19 protein-coding genes and 1 pseudogene are annotated in these 17780 nt (G+C 65.1%); 11 read left to right on the forward strand and 9 right to left on the reverse strand.

Going from position 1 to position 17780, the window contains the following annotated elements:
* From AC5P99_RS13775 to AC5P99_RS13785, 3 genes and pseudogenes are all read left to right on the forward strand, one after another.
* A pseudogene (locus AC5P99_RS13775) lies at nt 1-134 on the forward strand (IS3 family transposase); the annotation flags it as partial.
* A 298-nt stretch (nt 135-432) separates the two neighbouring features.
* Nucleotides 433-1077 (forward strand): imm11 family protein, encoded by a 645-nt coding sequence (locus AC5P99_RS13780; RefSeq protein WP_495213246.1) that lies wholly within the window; start codon nt 433-435, stop codon nt 1075-1077.
* A 38-nt stretch (nt 1078-1115) separates the two neighbouring features.
* A complete protein-coding gene (locus AC5P99_RS13785; RefSeq protein WP_495213247.1) occupies nt 1116-4532 on the forward strand; it encodes an XVIPCD domain-containing protein in 3417 nt (1138 codons plus the stop codon).
* A gap of 120 nt (nt 4533-4652) precedes the next feature.
* Here AC5P99_RS13785 and AC5P99_RS13790 read toward each other — a convergent pair whose 3' ends face one another.
* Nucleotides 4653-5978 (reverse strand): XVIPCD domain-containing protein, encoded by a 1326-nt coding sequence (locus tag AC5P99_RS13790; RefSeq protein WP_495213248.1) that lies wholly within the window; start codon nt 5976-5978, stop codon nt 4653-4655.
* Nucleotides 5979-5999: 21 nt separating this feature from the next.
* Nucleotides 6000-6869, reverse strand: coding sequence for a hypothetical protein (locus AC5P99_RS13795; RefSeq protein WP_123958177.1), 870 nt, complete (start codon nt 6867-6869; stop codon nt 6000-6002).
* Between the two features lie 214 nt (nt 6870-7083).
* Here AC5P99_RS13795 and AC5P99_RS13800 point away from each other — a divergent pair, with 214 nt between their 5' ends.
* Nucleotides 7084-8010: an XVIPCD domain-containing protein gene (locus tag AC5P99_RS13800; protein WP_313208588.1), complete on the forward strand. Its 927-nt coding sequence runs from the start codon at nt 7084-7086 to the stop codon at nt 8008-8010.
* A 166-nt stretch (nt 8011-8176) separates the two neighbouring features.
* On the forward strand, nt 8177-9322 hold the full coding sequence (locus AC5P99_RS13805) for a YncE family protein (protein WP_495213249.1): 1146 nt from the start codon (nt 8177-8179) through the stop codon (nt 9320-9322).
* A gap of 65 nt (nt 9323-9387) precedes the next feature.
* On the opposite strand, the gene AC5P99_RS13810 is transcribed toward AC5P99_RS13805, so the two are convergent.
* Entirely contained in the window at nt 9388-9780 is a 393-nt protein-coding gene (locus tag AC5P99_RS13810) for an XVIPCD domain-containing protein (RefSeq protein ID WP_049448862.1), read from the reverse strand.
* Nucleotides 9781-9856: 76 nt separating this feature from the next.
* Nucleotides 9857-10336: a DUF4440 domain-containing protein gene (locus AC5P99_RS13815; protein ID WP_049448825.1), complete on the reverse strand. Its 480-nt coding sequence runs from the start codon at nt 10334-10336 to the stop codon at nt 9857-9859.
* A 227-nt stretch (nt 10337-10563) separates the two neighbouring features.
* On the opposite strand from AC5P99_RS13815, the gene AC5P99_RS13820 reads away from it, so the two are divergent.
* Complete coding sequence (locus AC5P99_RS13820) at nt 10564-11376, forward strand: alpha/beta fold hydrolase (protein ID WP_476471083.1); 813 nt, start codon at nt 10564-10566, stop codon at nt 11374-11376.
* A 9-nt stretch (nt 11377-11385) separates the two neighbouring features.
* Entirely contained in the window at nt 11386-11559 is a 174-nt protein-coding gene (locus AC5P99_RS13825; protein WP_187757522.1) for a hypothetical protein, read from the forward strand.
* A gap of 91 nt (nt 11560-11650) precedes the next feature.
* On the opposite strand, the gene AC5P99_RS13830 is transcribed toward AC5P99_RS13825, so the two are convergent.
* A complete protein-coding gene (locus AC5P99_RS13830) occupies nt 11651-12331 on the reverse strand; it encodes a hypothetical protein (RefSeq protein ID WP_495213250.1) in 681 nt (226 codons plus the stop codon).
* Between the two features lie 133 nt (nt 12332-12464).
* On the opposite strand from AC5P99_RS13830, the gene AC5P99_RS13835 reads away from it, so the two are divergent.
* Nucleotides 12465-13124, forward strand: coding sequence for a hypothetical protein (locus AC5P99_RS13835; RefSeq protein WP_043033956.1), 660 nt, complete (start codon nt 12465-12467; stop codon nt 13122-13124).
* A gap of 70 nt (nt 13125-13194) precedes the next feature.
* Entirely contained in the window at nt 13195-14163 is a 969-nt protein-coding gene (locus AC5P99_RS13840; RefSeq protein ID WP_495213251.1) for a polysaccharide deacetylase family protein, read from the forward strand.
* 3 nt (nt 14164-14166) lie between these two features.
* Here AC5P99_RS13840 and AC5P99_RS13845 read toward each other — a convergent pair whose 3' ends face one another.
* From AC5P99_RS13845 to AC5P99_RS13855, 3 genes are all read right to left on the reverse strand, one after another.
* A complete protein-coding gene (locus AC5P99_RS13845; RefSeq protein WP_495213252.1) occupies nt 14167-15009 on the reverse strand; it encodes a class I SAM-dependent methyltransferase in 843 nt (280 codons plus the stop codon).
* 127 nt (nt 15010-15136) lie between these two features.
* The gene (locus AC5P99_RS13850) at nt 15137-15460 is read right to left on the reverse strand and encodes a hypothetical protein (protein ID WP_495213253.1); all 324 of its coding nucleotides are present in this window, start codon (nt 15458-15460) and stop codon (nt 15137-15139) included.
* A 69-nt stretch (nt 15461-15529) separates the two neighbouring features.
* On the reverse strand, nt 15530-15946 hold the full coding sequence (locus AC5P99_RS13855; protein ID WP_049448813.1) for a hypothetical protein: 417 nt from the start codon (nt 15944-15946) through the stop codon (nt 15530-15532).
* Between the two features lie 90 nt (nt 15947-16036).
* Here AC5P99_RS13855 and AC5P99_RS13860 point away from each other — a divergent pair, with 90 nt between their 5' ends.
* Nucleotides 16037-16321 carry a hypothetical protein gene (locus AC5P99_RS13860; protein WP_012478993.1) on the forward strand — a complete coding sequence of 95 codons (285 nt, stop codon included), beginning with the start codon at nt 16037-16039 and terminating at the stop codon, nt 16319-16321.
* 88 nt (nt 16322-16409) lie between these two features.
* Here the strand turns inward: AC5P99_RS13860 and dmeF are convergent, their stop codons facing one another.
* Nucleotides 16410-17384 carry a CDF family Co(II)/Ni(II) efflux transporter DmeF gene (gene dmeF, locus AC5P99_RS13865; RefSeq protein WP_099490180.1) on the reverse strand — a complete coding sequence of 325 codons (975 nt, stop codon included), beginning with the start codon at nt 17382-17384 and terminating at the stop codon, nt 16410-16412.
* A 48-nt stretch (nt 17385-17432) separates the two neighbouring features.
* Here dmeF and AC5P99_RS13870 point away from each other — a divergent pair, with 48 nt between their 5' ends.
* Nucleotides 17433-17717 (forward strand): metal-sensing transcriptional repressor, encoded by a 285-nt coding sequence (locus AC5P99_RS13870; protein ID WP_049448809.1) that lies wholly within the window; start codon nt 17433-17435, stop codon nt 17715-17717.
* The last annotated feature ends 63 nt before the right edge of the window (nt 17718-17780 follow it).

Here is a 17780-nt window from a genome sequence, read left to right on the forward strand (position 1 = left end):
CAACGCTCGATGCCGCGAGGGCGGATGTGTTCGAATACATCGAGCGGTTCCACAACCCGAGGATGCGACGAAGGGTCGCCAGGCAAGACCAGAAGTTCTCAGCCCTTTTACAACCGTCCGTGATTTCGGGGTAGAACCCCCCCAGATTGAGACGCTCTTTGTACATGGCTTCCAGTCACGCCGTGTCGATACTGGTCGTAGGAGGAGGACGGGGGCGTCTCATGGGGGCGGAAGGGCGTCCCATCCTGTGAGCGGATTCATAGGCTTCTGATTGCTTGCTGTTGATGTTCCGGGTAGAACGGAGGCCAGCGGATGCATCACGCCAACAGCGGGAGAAAGCCATGGCTGCTAGTGAAGACAACGTCGGGCTGTTCGATCTGTGCGCTCCGAACAATGTTCGCCTGAGCTCGCTGACACCAGTGGATAACAAGAATGAGTGAGGCCGGCATGAATAAAGTTGCCCCCCCTAAAGGTCGCTTCTACGTGCTTAGCCCCGATATGGGTGCGCCTGGTCGTGGTCATGGGGTCGAATTGGACAATGAAGAGGAAATCCCTTGGCCGACCTACATGAGTGAGCCTTCTGAGGTGGGCGGGCTTGCATCACTGAGGGTTGTTCCCAAGCTTCGCTTCGATAGCCAGGTTGGTGATATGCCTTTGGATCTGCAAGGCGGATTCAACGGCTATTGGCTGGTTTCTCAACCCCTAAAGGATTTAATGGAGAACATCGATGCCGAAGGTTTTGCCTTTGCGAAGTGTGCCTTTCAGCTCGAGGACGGCTCAGAAGGTGAGCCTCACTATTTGTGTGAGGTGATAAGAATTCTGGACGCGATTGACGAGAATGCATCGAGCGTGAAAGTTCTGGATGGCTACCAGAACGGCAAGTACTACAGCCTCTCCGGTGGCGGCAGGTTGTCCTTCAAAGAAACGGAAGTGGCTGATGCGCATGTGTTCATGGATATCCATTCGGGCAGCCGTGTCTACTGTGACAGAGTGCTTCGCGACGCGCTCATCGAGCATGGATTTGGAACGGTGATCAATCCGCGCGGCGTGTGGATTGAAGACGCTGCAGGCTACTAGTTCAACAGCACTCTTCGCCCTCTTGGGAATGGAATCCTATGCCCGCAGAAAGCGTAATTCTACAAAGTCATCATGTCTTTGAGCAGGTAGTGTTCAGGGATCATCCTCTCGTCAAGAGGCTTGTCGAGGCGGGATACCTGGCTAAGGATGAGTCGCTCAATCGTCTCTACCTTCCGTTTGGAGGTGGGCTCGCGGAGGACCTCGACACTTCTCCACATCGAGGCCGGACGAGAAGTTCCTATACTAAAGAAATAAATTATGTCCTGAATGACATTCAGGATAGTCCAGCAGGCACTGCTGCAATAAGGAAGAAGGATGCCGCCGCGCTGCGCATTGTTGCAGAACAAGTGATTGATTTTCGCGACACAGTCAAGCTTGCTCTTATCAATGGAGATGCGTTTGCTACCACGCCCGATGGGATGACCGCAGAGGATGCGAATGCAAGCAATCGACGTACGATATCTAGCCATGCGCAATACCGTATGGACCACGCGGAACAGTTCAAGGCGCTACGGGCGATGGGGCCTGTGGAGTCGGAATGGGCAGCAATCATTCATTCTGATCCGCGTGTTGCTCGCGTCATTGAGGAGATTCAGAGTAACCCCAAGAACCTAGTCGCCGGCCCCGGGGAGCGCGACGCCTTTGCGCGCGAAGTCGCTGGCAGGATGGAGATGCGTTTGGCGGTCTCGGAGGCAGAGCAGGCTGGGCGATTGACGCTGTCCGATGCGACTACTGCTCGCGTCCGACAGACTCTGCTTGACGATCTTCCAGCCATCGGCAAGGCTCGAGAAGGAATCTATGATCTTGCTGAGGCATCGCCCAGCCATTACAAGCCCGTCTCGCAGCGCGGCTTTGCCACCACGGAAATGCTCCTCGGCGAAGCCTCCACCAGCCAACTGATCCGCTCCGGCGGCCTGCTCGCCTCCGGCGCCGACGCCGTTATCACCGCCCGCCGCACCTCACAGCTGCTGGAAGAGGGCAACGGCACCGCCGCTCAGTCCGAGCTTACTCATGCCCTGGCGCGAAACGGCGGTGGCTGGATCGGTGGCATGGCCACTGCGTCGGTGATCGGCACCTCCAGCTTCGTACCTGCCGCCATCGTCGCGGGCGATGCGCTGCTGATGAGCAAGGCGTTCGACAAGGGTGCCGATCTGCTCGACAACCGCGCCGTCTACCGGCAGACCGACAAGGCCGATGTCACATGGCAGTTCAATGGCCTGAACTGGCAGCGCCAGGCGGTCATGGACAGCGCGGGCGACGGCCTGGGCAATCCGGCTGAGCGCAGTGTGGGCGCCAGTTACGAGAAGGCCCGCGAGCTGGGCGCATACGCCCACGTAAAAGCGGTAGAGCTGGCGCTGGGCAAGGCGCCGCCGCCGCAGGATCCTTTCAGCATCCCGGCGAAGGACGGCGAGGGCCGTCTGGACAATCCCAACTGGCACCGCGATGCGCAGACCGAGCAGTGGACCCGGCAGGTCAAGATCGGTGTGTCCGGCGCCAACGACCGGGGTGTGTATGAGACGCAGACCGCCAGCCCCGAGCGCGCCAACGAGTTGAATCGCGAGGCGGTGCAGCGCATCGAGAACAACATCGCCAACGGCAAGGCCGCCATTGCCGCCAACTACCTGGAGACCTACGCCGCTACCCGCGCCAGCGACTTCGTGCCGCTGGTGCCGGAAGCGGTGGAGCAGGCGCGTGCCAGGCCCGACGCCGTCCAGGGCTCGGACAATCAGCTCTACCAGCGCGACGAAGCAGGGCAATGGCAGCACGCTGGGCAGATCGCGCAGGGGAACATGGCGCTGGAGTTGGAGCTGACCCGCACCATCCAGCAGCCGTCGCTCGATCAGTTCAACCAGACCATTGCCGCATTGGACGCGCGACCGTTGCCGTCTGCGGCGGAAGTGAACCAGAACGAGCTGCGCCACAGCTACTACGCTGCGGGCGTCGCGCTGACCCCGGCGTGGGAGCAGGCCATTGCGCTGGCCACGGCGCGCACGCGCGAGCAGCACGGCATAACCGGGGCCACGCTGCAGGAGCTGGGGCCTGCAGCAGAGGGCAACGCGGGCGCCTCTAGGCCCATCACCCATTACCAGGTAGGCGGGGATGGCGTTGCGCGCGCCGTCGCGACCACCAGCACGCTGGAGCTGCAGGCGGCATGGAATGAGGTGCGGGCGCGTGCCAATGAGCAGGCGCCGGTGCCGGACTCGCCCGAGCTACGCATTGCCGCGCTGTCGGCGGGTGAGCAGGAGGCGTACCGGCAGGCAATGCAGGAGGCCAATCGGCTGGGTGCTGCGCAGGTGGATGCAGGACAGGCTGCACGAGCGGCCGCGCAGGTGGCACATGGCGACAAGCCATCCGAGCAGGATGGGAACGTGGAAGTGCGGCCTGAAGAGTCGGCCACTGCGCAGCCCATCGCGCCTGCGACGGTTGTGGCGGCGCCGCCCGCGAAGGCGGTCACGCCACCGCCTACGCCCGCCGCACAGGACAAGCCCGCGCCTCAGCGGCATGCCGAGCAGCGCGATCCGCCGCGGCGTGAGGCGGAGCCCCAACCTCAGTCCCATCCAAACAGTGAGGCGCCCACCGATAACCGTACCGCCTCACTGACGCCGGAGCCGGCTGGGCCGATGCAGGCGCACCCGGCCGCACCTGAGCGCGCGACGCCACACGTTGCCACGCCTTTGGCAGCGGCGATGCAGGCGGCGCCCACACAGCGCACAGAGCAGGCATCGGAGCCGGAGCGGATGGCCCCGGTGCCTGCGGTTGCTCCCACTCCAAAGCAGGACATGGCAGTGCAGGAGGTGGAACCGGTGCCCTTCAAGGAGCCGCTGCCTGCTGAGCCTGCGCGCGATCCATGGCCTTTGGAGCAGGAAGCGGCACAACACGTGCCAGAGCCCGAACCGGCTCCATTGGATGACCTTCAGCTCGTCACTGCGGCTTTCACTGTTCCTGCCGAGCCCGCGATAGCCCCAAGCCCTGAGCCAGCCGCCCCCGCACCGGATGAGGCATCGGCCCCGAACCTGGCGCTGCAGGACCCCACGCAGCCCGGCCACCCCGATCACGCGCTGTATCAGCAGATCCGCGAGGGCGTGGAAGCGCTGGACGCCAAGCACGGCCGCAGCTTCGATGAAGTCAGCGAACGCATGACGGCCAGCCTTCTGGTACTGGCCAAGGACAACGACCTGGACCGGGTGGACCATGTGCTGGTGAGCAACGCCACGCGTGAACACCCGGCTGGGCACACGCTGTTCGTGGTGCAGGGCGAGCCAAGCAATCCGGCCCATCAGCGCGCTGCGATGCCGACCGAGCTGGCGGCGCAGACGTCGGTGGAGGACTCACTGCGGCAGTTCGACTCTGTCAGCCGTGAAGCGCATCAGCGAGCGCTTGCGAATCAGATGGATCAGCAGCTGGAAGATCAGCGGGTGCAGCACGACATCCAGATTCGTGCGGCCAGTATGTGAGGCGCTCCCAAACCAGGATGCTTCAGTTGTGGGCACGAAGCTCACACGCACCCCAGGCCTGGGAAGGTCTCAGGGACTGCAATCTCTAGCGCCGAGGGAGGCCGCCTCAACCTGGGGCGATCAGCCCATGCGCATGGCGTGGTTCTGCTGTTCCTGCGTACGTGCATCCAGCGCCTGCTGCTCATTCTGGCGGGCGAGCTCGCGCTGATCGCCCACCACAGCCAGTTGCTGCAGCGACTCAGCCACCGGCGTTTGTGCAGCCACGGCAGTGGGCATGCCTGCACGCAGGTGGGCAGGGTCAGATAGGTCGCCTTGTACAACAAAGATGGTGTGACCCGCCGCCTGATTGGCTGTGGCGTTGCTCAGCACCACATGGTCCACCTGTTCCAGACCCTGCTCGCGTGCCCTCACTGTCAGGCTGGCGGCGAGGTTCTCACTGGTCGCGTCGAAGGGGCGGCCGTGCTTCTCGTCCAGTGCAGCGACGCCTTGGCGAATCTGCTGATGCAGCGCGTAGTCCGGGCTGCCAGGTTCTATCGCTGCGATTCGGCGCCCTTCCGTAAAGAGAGGCTCGGGCTCCTGCGTAGAAACCACGCGTGGGCTCTTGGCGATCTCTCTGTAGGGATCTTCAGGATGAAACTGCTTCGCCTTGACCTCGCGCTCCAGGCGAACTTCGCGGGTCTCGTTCAACGCGGAAATCTCGGCGGGATCGGTCTCTTTGGTTGTTCTATCGAGCGGGGGAACGCCCACTGTGCGGTTCCAGCTGCCGTCTTTGGCGTCGTAGCTGTGATAGTCGAACTTGGTACCAATCACGTTCGGATCTACGGCGTCGCGCTGCAGGAGCGCTGCGCCCTCGAACTTGCTCAGCTCAACGAAGTAGAAATGCCCAGCGGGCTGCGGCATATCCAGGTGCACGCTGACGGCCGTCTTGCCAGCACGGAATGCGCCGGCAGCGCTGTTGTCGAGCATGTTCTGCCAGACCTTTTCGGCTGCCTGCTCGCCGCGTTTGTGCTCCGTGGACACCAGCAGCAAGCGTGGCGTCCAGCAGTTCACATTGAGGTCGTTCTTTTCGAACGAAACATCGTGGGATTTGAGCGTGCTGGTGTAGGGCAGGTTGAGTGCCAGATCGGGCCTGCCGGCCTCCATCCAACTTCTGCGCTCCGCCAGGTCGTTCCTGATCAGATCCTGGCCAAAGGCTTCTTGCCTGCGCTCGGTGAACGCTACGTTCTTCTCGTTGCCGAACAGCGTGGCCTGTTGTTCGGCAACGGCGGTTGCAAAGCTGTTGGCCACCCGGCCGGGGAGGCTGTCGTTGCGCACAACACCCAATGCAAGCAGGCCGTAGCCATCATTGTCGGGAAGCTGCGCGAGATAGTTCCAATACAGCTCGCGATTTCCCTCCTTCGCGTAGGAGGACAGGACACGAATATCCTTATCGGTAAGTCCGCTCATGATTCATCCTTGAGATGCGGTTTACGGCTGAACGCGATAGCGACTCAGAAGATCACGCACGCTGGTTTCCAGACGCTGCCAGTCGCTCAGCATGACGCGTGCATAGTTCATCTCGATGGCGATGCTGTCGCCCACATCCACGATGGAATGGCGGCACATTGCGATCTGGCCTTCTCCGACGCGTTCAAGTGTCTTTCCCTGAGCTACAAGTCCGTCAGGAATGCGATCTGCCGGGTCGCAGCTGATGAACGTTGTCAGTTGCCCCTCCGCCGAGCGGGCCACATACCAGTCTGGCTCCATCCCCGGGTTGTGCACGTAAGGCCTGCCCAGCGCAGCCTCTGACTCCTTTGCATAGGCTTTCATCAACGATGGGTCGATCGAATAGGGCGTCAGGCCCCATCGCTCGGGTTGTGCAACGCGTAGCGCAAGATTCTCTACCGGGTCTCTTCGCTCCAGCGACCCCGGCGCGCTGGTGGCCTCACTGCTGGACCGACGTGCCAGATAGTTCTGGATGGGAACGCGATCGATGTACCTAAGCTCGACCAGTACCTGCCGCCGGCTGTCCTGCGTGCTGCGCACCGGGCGATCACCAGGAGGCGCTGCATCGAAATCAGGCCAGAACACAGTGAGCATGACGCCCCCATCGGCCAAGGGGCCCGTCTGGTTGTAGTAGAGGTTGGCCGGGAACATGAAGCGGTGCGGGCCAAGCCGAGCTTCCACCGGCTGCATTGTGTAGGTCTGTCCGCCCACCGTACGTGGGCTGGTTGCGGTTTCGGACATGGGGGTTCCGTTCGGGTCCTTTTCCGTGGATGGGGCCTTCGCGCAGGCGGTGGTGCTCAGCACGGCCACCAGGGCGAAGGAGGCAAGCCGGCAAGCCGGTGCTCTGCTCATGGGCGATTCCCTTGCATGATCGAAACGACTATAGAACGGTGGGATGGCAAGCTCCAGTCGCAGCCGGGACCGCGGCCACCGCGGGGTCATTACTGCATGCTGGCTCACATATTCAGCAAGTCGCGATCGGCGTCCTCTATTCCTCCACCTACCCCCCATCCCACCTATGCCATCATCCGGCCAGGACCGCAGCACCCATCAAGGCTGAACAGGCATGGAGCAGGCAACACGCTACACCGCAACGCTGTACCTGGCCGCGCCCGGCACCCCGCTGAAAAGTGGTGGCATCTCGCCGCGCGGCCATATGTACCTGCAGGTGGCCGCGGGCGACGAGGCCCACAGCTACGGCTTCGCGCCACCGCGCCACGCGCCGGGCGAAGCCCGCACCGGCGTGCAGTACGCGCAGGTGCGCCACGATGATGCCGACGAACATCTGGACCCGTACTACAGCCGCACCCTGGAAATCTCCGAGGAGCACTACGGCTGCCTGCGTGATTTCGCCGAGGAGCCGGCCGAGTTCGAATTCGATGTGGATCGCCCGGCCACCATCAACCGCTGCAGCGATTTCGTCTGGGCGGCGCTGCACTATGCGGGCCTGCATCCGCTGCCGGCGCCGCTGGATGGCGGCAGCAACCTGGGCGAGTTCGCGGTGCTGTTCAACCTGCCGGAGATCCAGTGCATCGCCGCGCCGTTCCCGGGCAGTGATCTGAATGCCGAAACCCACCACGCGATGCCCGAGCGCGAGGCCGAGCATCATCGCCAGGGCGACCGTGCCAGCGATGAGCCGCCGCCGACGCCTATTGAAGTGGCCGGCACGCTGCTGGACCCTTCGCATCCAGATCATCGCCTGTTCTCGCAGCTGATCCAGAAAGTGGCCGAACTGGATGCCGCGCACGGCCGCCCGTTCGATGCGGCCAGCCAGCGCATCAGCGCCAGCCTGCTGGTGCTGGCCAAGCAGAACAATCTCTCGCGCGTGGACCACGTGCTGCTCAGCCAGCCGACGAAGAGCAGCCATGCGGCGGAGAGCATCTTCATCGTGCAGGGCGACCGCAACGACCCGGGGCACCGCCGCGCCAGCATCGCCACTGAAGTGGCAGCCAAGACCGATGTGGCCGATTCGCTGCGGTTGAAGGAGCAGTAACCCGCGCGTCTGTCATACGCGCGCCGGCGCACGTCACGCCCCCCACCTGCTACCATTCCCCCGCAACCCCAGCCAGCCCACCCCGCGCAGACAGATGCGGGGCGGGCCGTCGCAGTACGGCCCAGCGAGCCAGGACACCTTCCCGTGCCCATTCAAGGACGCTCGCATGTTCCGTAATCCTCTCTTCCGCTCGGCCGCCCTGGCCGTTGCCGTTTCGCTCAGCCTCGGCGCGCCCTCGGCGTTCGCCGACAACGCTCCCGCCGCCAGTGCCACCGCCGCTGTGCAGCGCCAGGCCGTGGCCAAGGGCCTGTACGAGCTGGCCTACAGCCCGAAGCAGAACGCCGTGTTCGTGGCCTCCTCCGGCGGCTTCGGCGATGACGCCGACCCGGCCCAGGTGCTGCGCCTGAACCCGACCACGCTGGCCGTGGAAACCCGCATCCCGCTGGAGCGCAAGGCGTTCGGCGTGGTGCTGGATGACGCCCACAACCGCCTGTACGTGGGCAACACCGTGGACCTGTCGGTGACCGTGGTCGACACCGCACAGAACAAGGCCGTCGGCACCATCCAGTTGATGGAGAAGAAGACCGGCAAGGACGGCAAGGCCGCCTACACCCACGACCTGCGCGAGCTGGTGGTCGACAGCGTGGCCAACCGCCTGTACGTGACCGGCCACAGCAGCCAGCCGGACGTGAGCAGCGTGCTGTTCGTGATCGATACCACCACGCTGAAGGTGATCAACACCATCGACGGCCTGGGCAATGCCAAGGCGCCGGGCCTCGCACTGGATGCGGCCAACAAGCGCGTCTACACCAGCAACCTGCTGGCCGACCTGGTGGTGGTGGGCACCGATTCGAACAAGGTGGTGGCGCAGCACAGGATCGCCGCCGAGCAGCCGATGAACATCGCGCTGGACCCGGCCGGCAAGCGCCTGTTCGTGACCGACCAGGGCTCGGAATTCCTGCGTGGCTACCAGGCCAAGAGCAGCGGCCTGGTCAGCAAGCATCCGGGCCAGCGCGTGCTGGTGCTGGACCGCAGTACCGGCAAGGAACTGGCCAGCATCCCGACCGGTGCCGGCCCGCTGGGCATCCTGCTGGATGCACCGCGCAAGCGCCTGTACGTGACCAATCGCGAAGCGGGTACGGTGACGGCGTACAACAGTGACACCTACCAGAAGGTGGCGACCTACAAGGTGCCGACCCACCCGAACAGCCTGGCGCTGGATGCGAAGAACAACGTGCTGTTCGTGAGCATCAAGAACGGCGAGAAGGATGACAAGGGCGCTGACGAGAGCGTCGCGCGCATCCAGCTGTAAGCGGTGCCCAGGCTGTAGACGCGGGGGCAGCCCCGATGCGCTGCCCCCTTTTCAAGCTGCAGCGCTTATCCCATCCGCGGCGCAGGATTCTGCATTTCCTGCGCCTGCACCTCGACCTGCGGCTGCACACCCAGCCCCAGCTTCTGCATCGATTGCTCCACCGGCGTCTGCGCCGCCATAGCCGTCGGCATCATCGCGCGCAGGTGCGCCGGATTGGCCGGGTCGCCCTGCACGACGAAGACGTTGTGCCCGGCCGGATGATTGGCCGTGGCGTTGCTGACCAGCACGTGGTCGACCTGCTGCAGGCCCTGCTCGCGGGCCAGCACGGTCAGGCTGGCGGTGAGGCGTTCGCTGGTCTGGTCGAACGCACGGCCGTGCTGGGCATCCAGTGCGGCCACGCCCTGGCGGATCTGCTGGTTGAGGCCGTAGTCGGGGTGGTTGGGGGTGATCTCTGCCATGGCCATCGAACGGTAGCGGTGGGTCGTGGGTGAACCCCCCAAGTATAGATCCGACCCGTGAAGCGCGCCCGAGGGGTCAGTCTGCCGGCCGATGGTCGTAGCTGATCACCCGCTCGGCCAACCAGCGCCCGTCCACGCGACGCCAGACTTGGATGAAGCGGGCCTGGCCCACCCAGCGCTCCACGCCGTCCTTGCCGCGTTCATGGAAGCGGTGGTCGCCGATCTCCAGCGCCCGCTCCTCGTGTAGCGGGAACACCTGCAACGAAGGCTCCACCCGCTCGCGGCGCAGGCTCCAGCCGCCCTTGCGCGCATTGCTGCACATGGTGGCCACGCTGCGGCGGAAGTCTTCGCGGCTGCTGGCCGACTTGCCATCCTTGTCATGGAAGAACTCCATGTCCTGGGTGGTCATCGCGGCGGCCTTGTCGGCATCGCAGGCCTCGAAGGCGGCGGCAAACAGCTGGGTGTCGGCCTGGCGGATCTGCCCGCGCAGGTCATCGGAGGGCGCGGGGGCGGCGGCGAGGCCGGCGGCCAGCAGGGGCAGGGTGAGCAGCAGCATGGCGAGTCTCCAGGGAGGGTTCACGCAGGCTCGCATGGCGTTCGGGGCGCTGCAGCCGGCGTCCGACGAAACGGCCCTTCCACGGAGTGAATGCCCGCATTGGCGGCTCGGCTCCAGCGCCAGGGCTGCCGTCTGTGCAGGGGATGTCATGGCAACCGGCGATTCCATCACGGTCGCGATAGGGGCCGGCCCGTAGCCTGAAATCCTCCCCTTCCACAGGAGGTTCCATGCCTGCTTCCCGCATCCGCCTGCACGTTGAAGACACCGGTGGCGACGGCCGCCCGGTCATTCTGATTCACGGTTGGCCGCTGTCCGCCGATGCATGGAAGACGCAGGTGTCGATCCTCCGCGACGCCCAACACCGGGTGATCAGCTACGACCGGCGCGGCTTCGGCCGTTCCGACAAGCCCGCCGAGGGCTACGACTACGACACGCTGGCGGCGGATCTGGCCGGGGTGATCGAGGAACGTGACCTGCGCGACGTCACCCTGGTCGGCTTCTCGATGGGCGGTGGCGAGGTGGCCCGATACGTGGCCAACCATGGACAGGATCGTCTGCACAGCGTGGTGTTCGCTGCGGCGGTGCCGCCGTTCCTGCTACGCAGCGACGACAACCCGGAAGGCCCGCTGACCCAGGACAAGGCTGACGAAATGCGCAGCGGTCTGGAGAAAGATCGCGAGGCGTTCTTCGATGGCTTCACCCGCGATTTCTTCAGCGCCAATGGCCAGCTGATGGTGACCGAAGAGACGCGTCAGGCGGCCATCGCGCTGTGCCATCAATCCGACCAGACGGCGGCGCTGGGTTGCATGCAGGCGTTTGCCACTACCGACTTCCGCGACGATCTGAAGAAGATCACAGTGCCAACCCTGATCCTGCACGGTGACAGCGATGCCATCGTGCCGTTTGAAGGCTCGGGCCAGCGCACGCACCGGGCCATTCCGGGCAGCGAAGTGGTGATCCTGGAAGGCGCACCACATGGGTGCAATACCAGCCATGCGGACCGCTTCAATCTGGCGCTGCTGAACTTCCTGAAGCGGTAAGCTGCAGCCATGCGCCAGACCAAGACACCCCCGTGGAAGAAGCCCAACCCCAAGGGCCAGACCTCGCAGCCGCTGTCGCCTGCGCAGAAAGAGGCGGCGCGGCAGCGGGCGGAAGAGAATGGGCGGCGTTATCCGAATCTGGTGGACAACATGTGGGCCACGAAGCTGCCGCGCGGGTCCTGATCTGTAGGATCGAGCCGTGCTCGACCCCGCACGGTGCCCATCCACGCATGGCGTGGATCTACTGCAACAGCAGCCTGGCCTGGTCCGGCATCTATATGCCGTCCAGCGGCTTCCAGCCGGGTTCCAGCCAGGGTGAGATCTCGCGCTGGCGGACGTTGATTGCCGCCGTCGGCAGCCCAGCCAAGCGCGCTAGGTCTGAACGCAGCAGTTCGGAATCCACCGGCACGGCCGTAGCCACCTGCAGCCGATTACCCTGATGTCTCACCTGCACCGGTAGCGTGGCGTGCGCGTCATGCTGGCCGCCGGTGCGCCCGATCGGGTAGCGCATTGTTACCGGCCGTGACAGCTGCGCCAGTGCGGGCTGCCACGCCTGCAGCACGAGGGGCTGCCCGGCAGCGGGAACATGTACTTCAGCAATCGTGGCCGGGTAGCCTGTAAGGCTCTCGACCAGCACCTGGAAGCGCGCGCCATCCGGCATGACCAGCACGGCGGCGATCAACGCAGAGAACGAAACGAACACCGCCGCGAGGTTCCAGCTGCGCGGCGCGGTGGCCGGGCGCGTTGCGGTGCGCAGGCCCGGTCTGCGCCGCAGCTTGCGCGCGTAGATGCGCCGGTCCTTCCTGCGCGGGCTGCTGCTGTGCTCGGGCAGGTTCAAGGGCACCCGTGGAAGGCGCGCCACGCGGGCCTTGATCAGGCGCGACAGCAGCATCCACGCGATCACGAACGCCAGCAGCGGAAGCAGCGTTCGCACCCACAGATACAGCGTGACCATCCACAACACCTCTACATGCGACCATCCATGCTCATCCACATCCTACCGGGACCACGCGGCGGTTGTCGTATCCGCCAGCCGACAAGCACAGGGCGCTTGGTTAGGATGGTCCTTTGTTGTCACGGATGAACCGATGGTCTCTGCTGCTGCCCGCTTCTGTCGTATCTGTGGTCCTGGCCCGATTCTGCTGGCACTGCAGGTGGTGGCGCTGCTGGCGGTAGCCCTTGCAGCCGGCTTCTTCCACTACCGCGTGGGATTGCTGCTGGAGCCGGTGGATGACGCATGCGGTGGGCCTGATCCTGTCGCGCGCATGCAGGTGGCAGAACAGCTGCTGGCGCGGTCCGCTGCGCTTGCACCATGGCAACCGTTGCAGTGGATTCCGATGGCAGGCGTGGTACTGGCGTTGCTGGGCGCGATGTCGATCAGCGTCTACCGTCTGGGGCGTCTGTCCGAACGCCTGCGACGCGCCAACTGGGGGGTGATGGCCCTGCACGCCGCGATCCTGGCGCTGGCGCTCAGGGCATTGCATCTGTACGACATGGCATGGACCAGCGTGGCCAAGCTGTCTCCGGCCGCATGCTTGGTTGAACTGGGCGAGCAGGGCCGGCTACCGCTGGCACAGGCGCAGCAGGTGGTGTTCGAGATCCTCACCCATGAGCATGCGCCGCTGCTGCGCAATCCCGATGACCTTGCCCTGGTGCTGGTCGCGTTGATGCTGGTGGCAATGGCTGCAGGATTCATGCTGTGGCGGGCGATCGTGCGCGAACGTCAGGTGCAGTCGCCCAGCCCATAACGGGTGTGTGACCGACCACGCGCCCGCAATCGCGCTACAGTCTGCGCTTCGCTCCTGCAAGGATGTGCTGATGCGTTGGTTGCTGCGTGCTGTGCCATTGCTGCTGTGTTCGTTGGCGGTACACGCCGCTGAAGTGGATCGCCGGATCGCGGTGACCATCGACGACCTGCCCTGGGCGCGGGTGGACGAGATCGTTCCGCCGGATCTTCAGTCGCGGCACGAAGCGCTGATGGCGCAGCTGCATCAGGCAGACGTGCCGGTGGTCGGCTTCGTCAACGAGAACAAGCTTGAGATCGAAGGGCAGGTGCAGCCGGCGCGGGTGCAGATGCTGCGCGACTGGCTGGAGGCCGGCTATGTGCTGGGCAACCATACCTACTCGCACATGGACCTGAACGCCAAGGGCGTGCCGGCGTTCCAGCAGGATTTCCTGCGTGGCGAGACGGTGCTGCGGCCGTTGCTGGCCGAGCGCGGGCTGAAGCCGCAGTGGATGCGTCACCCCTATCTGCGTGCCGGGCGCACGCCGGAAGAACGCGCGCAGATGGACGTGTTCTTCAGGCAGCATGGCTACCGCGTGGCACCGGTGACGGTCGACAACGGCGAGTGGGTGTGGGCGTTCGCTTATGCCAACGTAATGAACGAGCAGCCGGATTCCCCGGCGCGCGAGGCGACGCTGGCGCAGCTGCGCAAGGGCTATGTGCCGTACATGCTGAACAAGCTGGACTACTACGAGAAGCAGTCCCAGGCGCTGCTGGGCTACGCGCTGCCGCAGGTCTGGCTGATGCATGCGAACGAACTCAATGCAGCCACGTTCGCCGAACTGGTGGCGGCGACGAAGCGGCGCGGCTATCGCTTCATTTCGCTGGACGAAGCGATGCGTGACCCGGCCTATGCGCGGGGCGCCGAGGGCTACAGCGGTCGCTACGGCCCGAGCTGGCTGCACCGCTGGGCGATGGCGGAGAAGAAACCGAAGGACTTCTACGCCGGTGAACCGGAAGTGCCGAAGTGGGTGATGAAGCTGGCGAAGGTGGACTCGGAATGAGGCTCAGCGCTTGACGGCCAGCACGCCGTCAAGCGCCAGTTCGGCCTTGAACCCCGCCTTTTCCAGGCGCTTGGCCACTTCACGCGGCACGTCGCGGCCGCTGGTCAGCTTGTTCGGCGCACCGGTGTAGTGGAACAGGCGCCCGCCTTTGCGGATGACGCGGGCGAGGTGGTCGTAGAACACCTGTGAATACAGTTCGCCGGCGATGCCGAAGCGCGGCGGGTCGTGCAGGATGGCGTCGACGCTGTTGCTGGCCACCTGTTCGATCTGCTGCGAGACATCGCCGTGGCTGAACTGCAGGCGGTCACCGGCCGCGGCCGAGTCCGGATCCGGCGACCACGGGTTGAGCGTGCGCAGCCACATCACGTCGGCGTTCTTCTCGAACGAGCGGATCTGGCCGACACCGGCCTCCAGCGCGCAGGCGGCGAAGTAGCCGAGGCCGCCGCAGGTATCGAGGATGACCTTGCCGGCCGGGGCGACCAGCTCCACCTTGCGGCGTGCATCCTCGAATGGTGACAGCTTGGACGTCGGCAGCATCTTGATGCCGTCGATCTCGAAGGTCGGTGCGCCCCATTCGGTCGGCACCAGTTTGATCAGCGAACCGCTGTAGCGCGAGATCGGCGCGAAGTCCTCGCCGTCCCAGTAGTACAGCGTGCGGTCCTTCAGCTTGCCCGGCCACGGGTAGGGCTGGCCACGGAAGTGGAAGCCGTCGGCGTCCAGCGCCACGCTGTCCTCGCTGCGACCGAGGTCGAGCGAGCCCTGCCAGTCGGCAGCGCCCTTGTCATGGGCACGGCGCAGGGTGTCGGCGCTGTCGCGGGTCAGCAGGGGGCCGGTGTAATGGGGCACGGCGGGTACCGGGGCGGTTCGGGGGAGGGCATGGTACCGCAGCTGTTGCCGGGGCCACTTGTGGCCGCTGCAGTAGATCCACGCCATGCGTGGATGTAGACGGGTGGAGCCGAGCGTGGGCTCGGCGCTACCGCTGGCTGGTGTAGCTGAAGCCGTGCGTGGCTCCTTCTCCTGAAATCATGTTGACGCCGCGTGAGGGCTGCATGCCCTGCAGCGCGCACGACCGACGATGGACGTCCTGGGTTTCCGGTGTCTGCCGATCAAAGTCGTAGCGCAGGCTGCCGTCTTCCTGCAGCAGCCAATGCACGGTAACGCGTTCGTGGCGACCATCACCGAGATCCCAGTCCAGGGTGCGCATGACCAGGGTCTGGCCATCGGGCAGCTGCCGGACTTCGTCATAGGCCCCCTCGGTCTTCGGCGCGCTTACCGCAAGCAGCAGAAACAGCAGCATTGGCATCGCTCCTCAAAGAAGACAGGATGCGCCCATAGTGCCCTGAGCCGCCATCAGAATCATTGCCTCTTACGGGCACTTCACCGCATACACCGGCCCAGCACCGATCAGCATCAACGCCATGTAGTCACTATCGCTGGCCTTGCCCTTCAACGTCGCGTCCTTGTTGAAGTGGAAGATGCCGAAGCCGCCCGCCATGCGGATCAACGCGCTGTCGATCTGCTCGGCGTCATCGCGGAAGTAGCGGCTGATCTCGCTGCGGGTGGCCTTATGCAGGGCATTCGGCTCGCGCTGCCACTGGTCGCCGCGGCTGAAGGAGACGAAGTACTGGCCGCCTTCCTTGTCGATGCGGAAGTCGGCCGGTTTGCGCGCGCCGGTGGCGAAGCAGCCCTGCAACGGATCGGCGCTGAAAGGAAGCCCGGCATCGCCACTGCAGGCGGTGAGCAGCAGGACGGCACCGGGCAGCAGCAGGCGGAGCATGCGCATGGGATGTCCCTACAGGGCAGGTGGGGCTAGTGTAGGCAGCACACGGGCGTGGTCCGTACAGAAATTCGGCAAGAACAAAGGGGTTTTCGGATGGCGCAGGGCAAGGCACCGTGGTGCGGCATGGCCAGTTGGCTGGGGATCGCTGTGGGTTGGGGAGCCGGCACATTGGCGGCGCAGGCGGCGGTGGCCGCAGGCGGCAATGGCATGGCTGCGGGATTGGGCGTGGGCGTGCTGGGCGCGGCACTGGTGGGCTGCGGCCTGGCGGTGGCCTCGCGCGTGCGCGGCGAGCGCTGGCCGTGGATCGGCATCGGTGGTGCGGTGCTGAGCGCGCTGCCGCTGCTGATGTACCTGCTGCGGATGATGTTGAAGCTCTAGCGGTAGTGCCGGCCGCTGGCCGGCACCGCTGGATTGTTTCCGGAGCCCATGAGGTTGCCGGCCAGCGGCCGGCACTACCCGGCGTGGATCACGCGCTGCGGTGGATCTCCACGGTGACATGCACCAGCTCTTCATGGATCGCCAGTGCGTTGCGCACGGTATCCGCATCCAGGCGGGCGTCGCTGGTAACCACGCTGGCGCTGACCGCGTACTTGCCGCGACCGACCTGCCAGACGTGCAGGTCGGCCAGGCGCGCCGGCCAGGGGCCCTGTTCGATCACTTCGCGAACTTCGGCCACCACCGGTGCGTCCATCTGCGCGTCGAGCAGGATGCGGCCACTGTCGCGCAGCAGGCCCACCGCCCACACCGTCACCAGCACGGCGCCGACCAGGCCCATCACCGGGTCCAGCCAGGTCAGGCCCAGCAGCTTGCCGCCGAGCAGGGCGACGATGGCCAGCACCGAGGTGGCGGCGTCGGCCAGCACGTGCACGTAGGCCGAGCGCAGATTGAGGTCGTGACCGTGCGCATGGCCGTGATCGTGGTGTTGGTGGTCATGCCCGTGATGATCGCCATGGTCATGCCCGTGGTGGTGATGCGCGTGGCCCGGGCTGTCGTGCAGCCACCATGCGCAGAGCAGGTTCACGCCCAGGCCGACCGCAGCGATGGCGATGGCTTCGTTGTAGTGGATCGGCGCCGGTACCCACAGCCGCTGCAGTGACTGCACGGCCATCAGCGCGGCGACGCCGAGCAGGGCGATGGCGCTGGTGTAGCCGGCCAGGATCTCGATCTTCCAGGTGCCGAAGGCGAAGCGCGGGTCGTGCGCGTAGCGGCGCGCGCAGCGGTAGGCGAACACCGCCAGGCCCAGCGCCAGCGCGTGCGAACTCATGTGCCAGCCGTCGGCGAGCACGGCCATGGAGTTGAACCACCAGCCGCCGACGATCTCCACCAGCATCATGCCGACGGTCAGCCACAGGGCGCGGCGGGTATTGCGTTCGGCCAGCGGGTTGCCGTCGTCGAAGCGGTGTTCGTGGCGACGGGCGGCGGCGAGGGCGTCCAAGTGCATGGTGGCGGGAGCTGGAGTGGATACCCCCATAGGGTATATGATCCGGCCATGGCGCATGTACACAGGAATCGAAAGCAGCTGCTGACCCGGGTGCGCCGCATGGCGGGCCAGGTGGCGGCGTTGGAGCAGGCGCTGGACCAGCCCGAGGGTGAAGCCGGCGACTGTGCGGACGTGCTGGTGCAGGTTGCCGCCGTGCGCGGCGCCGCCCACAGCCTGCTGATGGAGCTGCTGCACGAGCACCTGCAGGAACACGTGGTGGGTGCCGATGACCCGCAGCAGCGGGCGGACGAGGCCGAAGTGCTGGTGGAGCTGCTGCGCCGCTACGGCAAATAGGCCGGGGGGCGGTAGAGTCGACTGTTAGTCGACTATCGCGCGAAGCGCGGGGTTCTATGCAGC

The sequence above is a fragment of the Stenotrophomonas sp. YJH_SMC_80 genome (assembly GCF_059372495.1).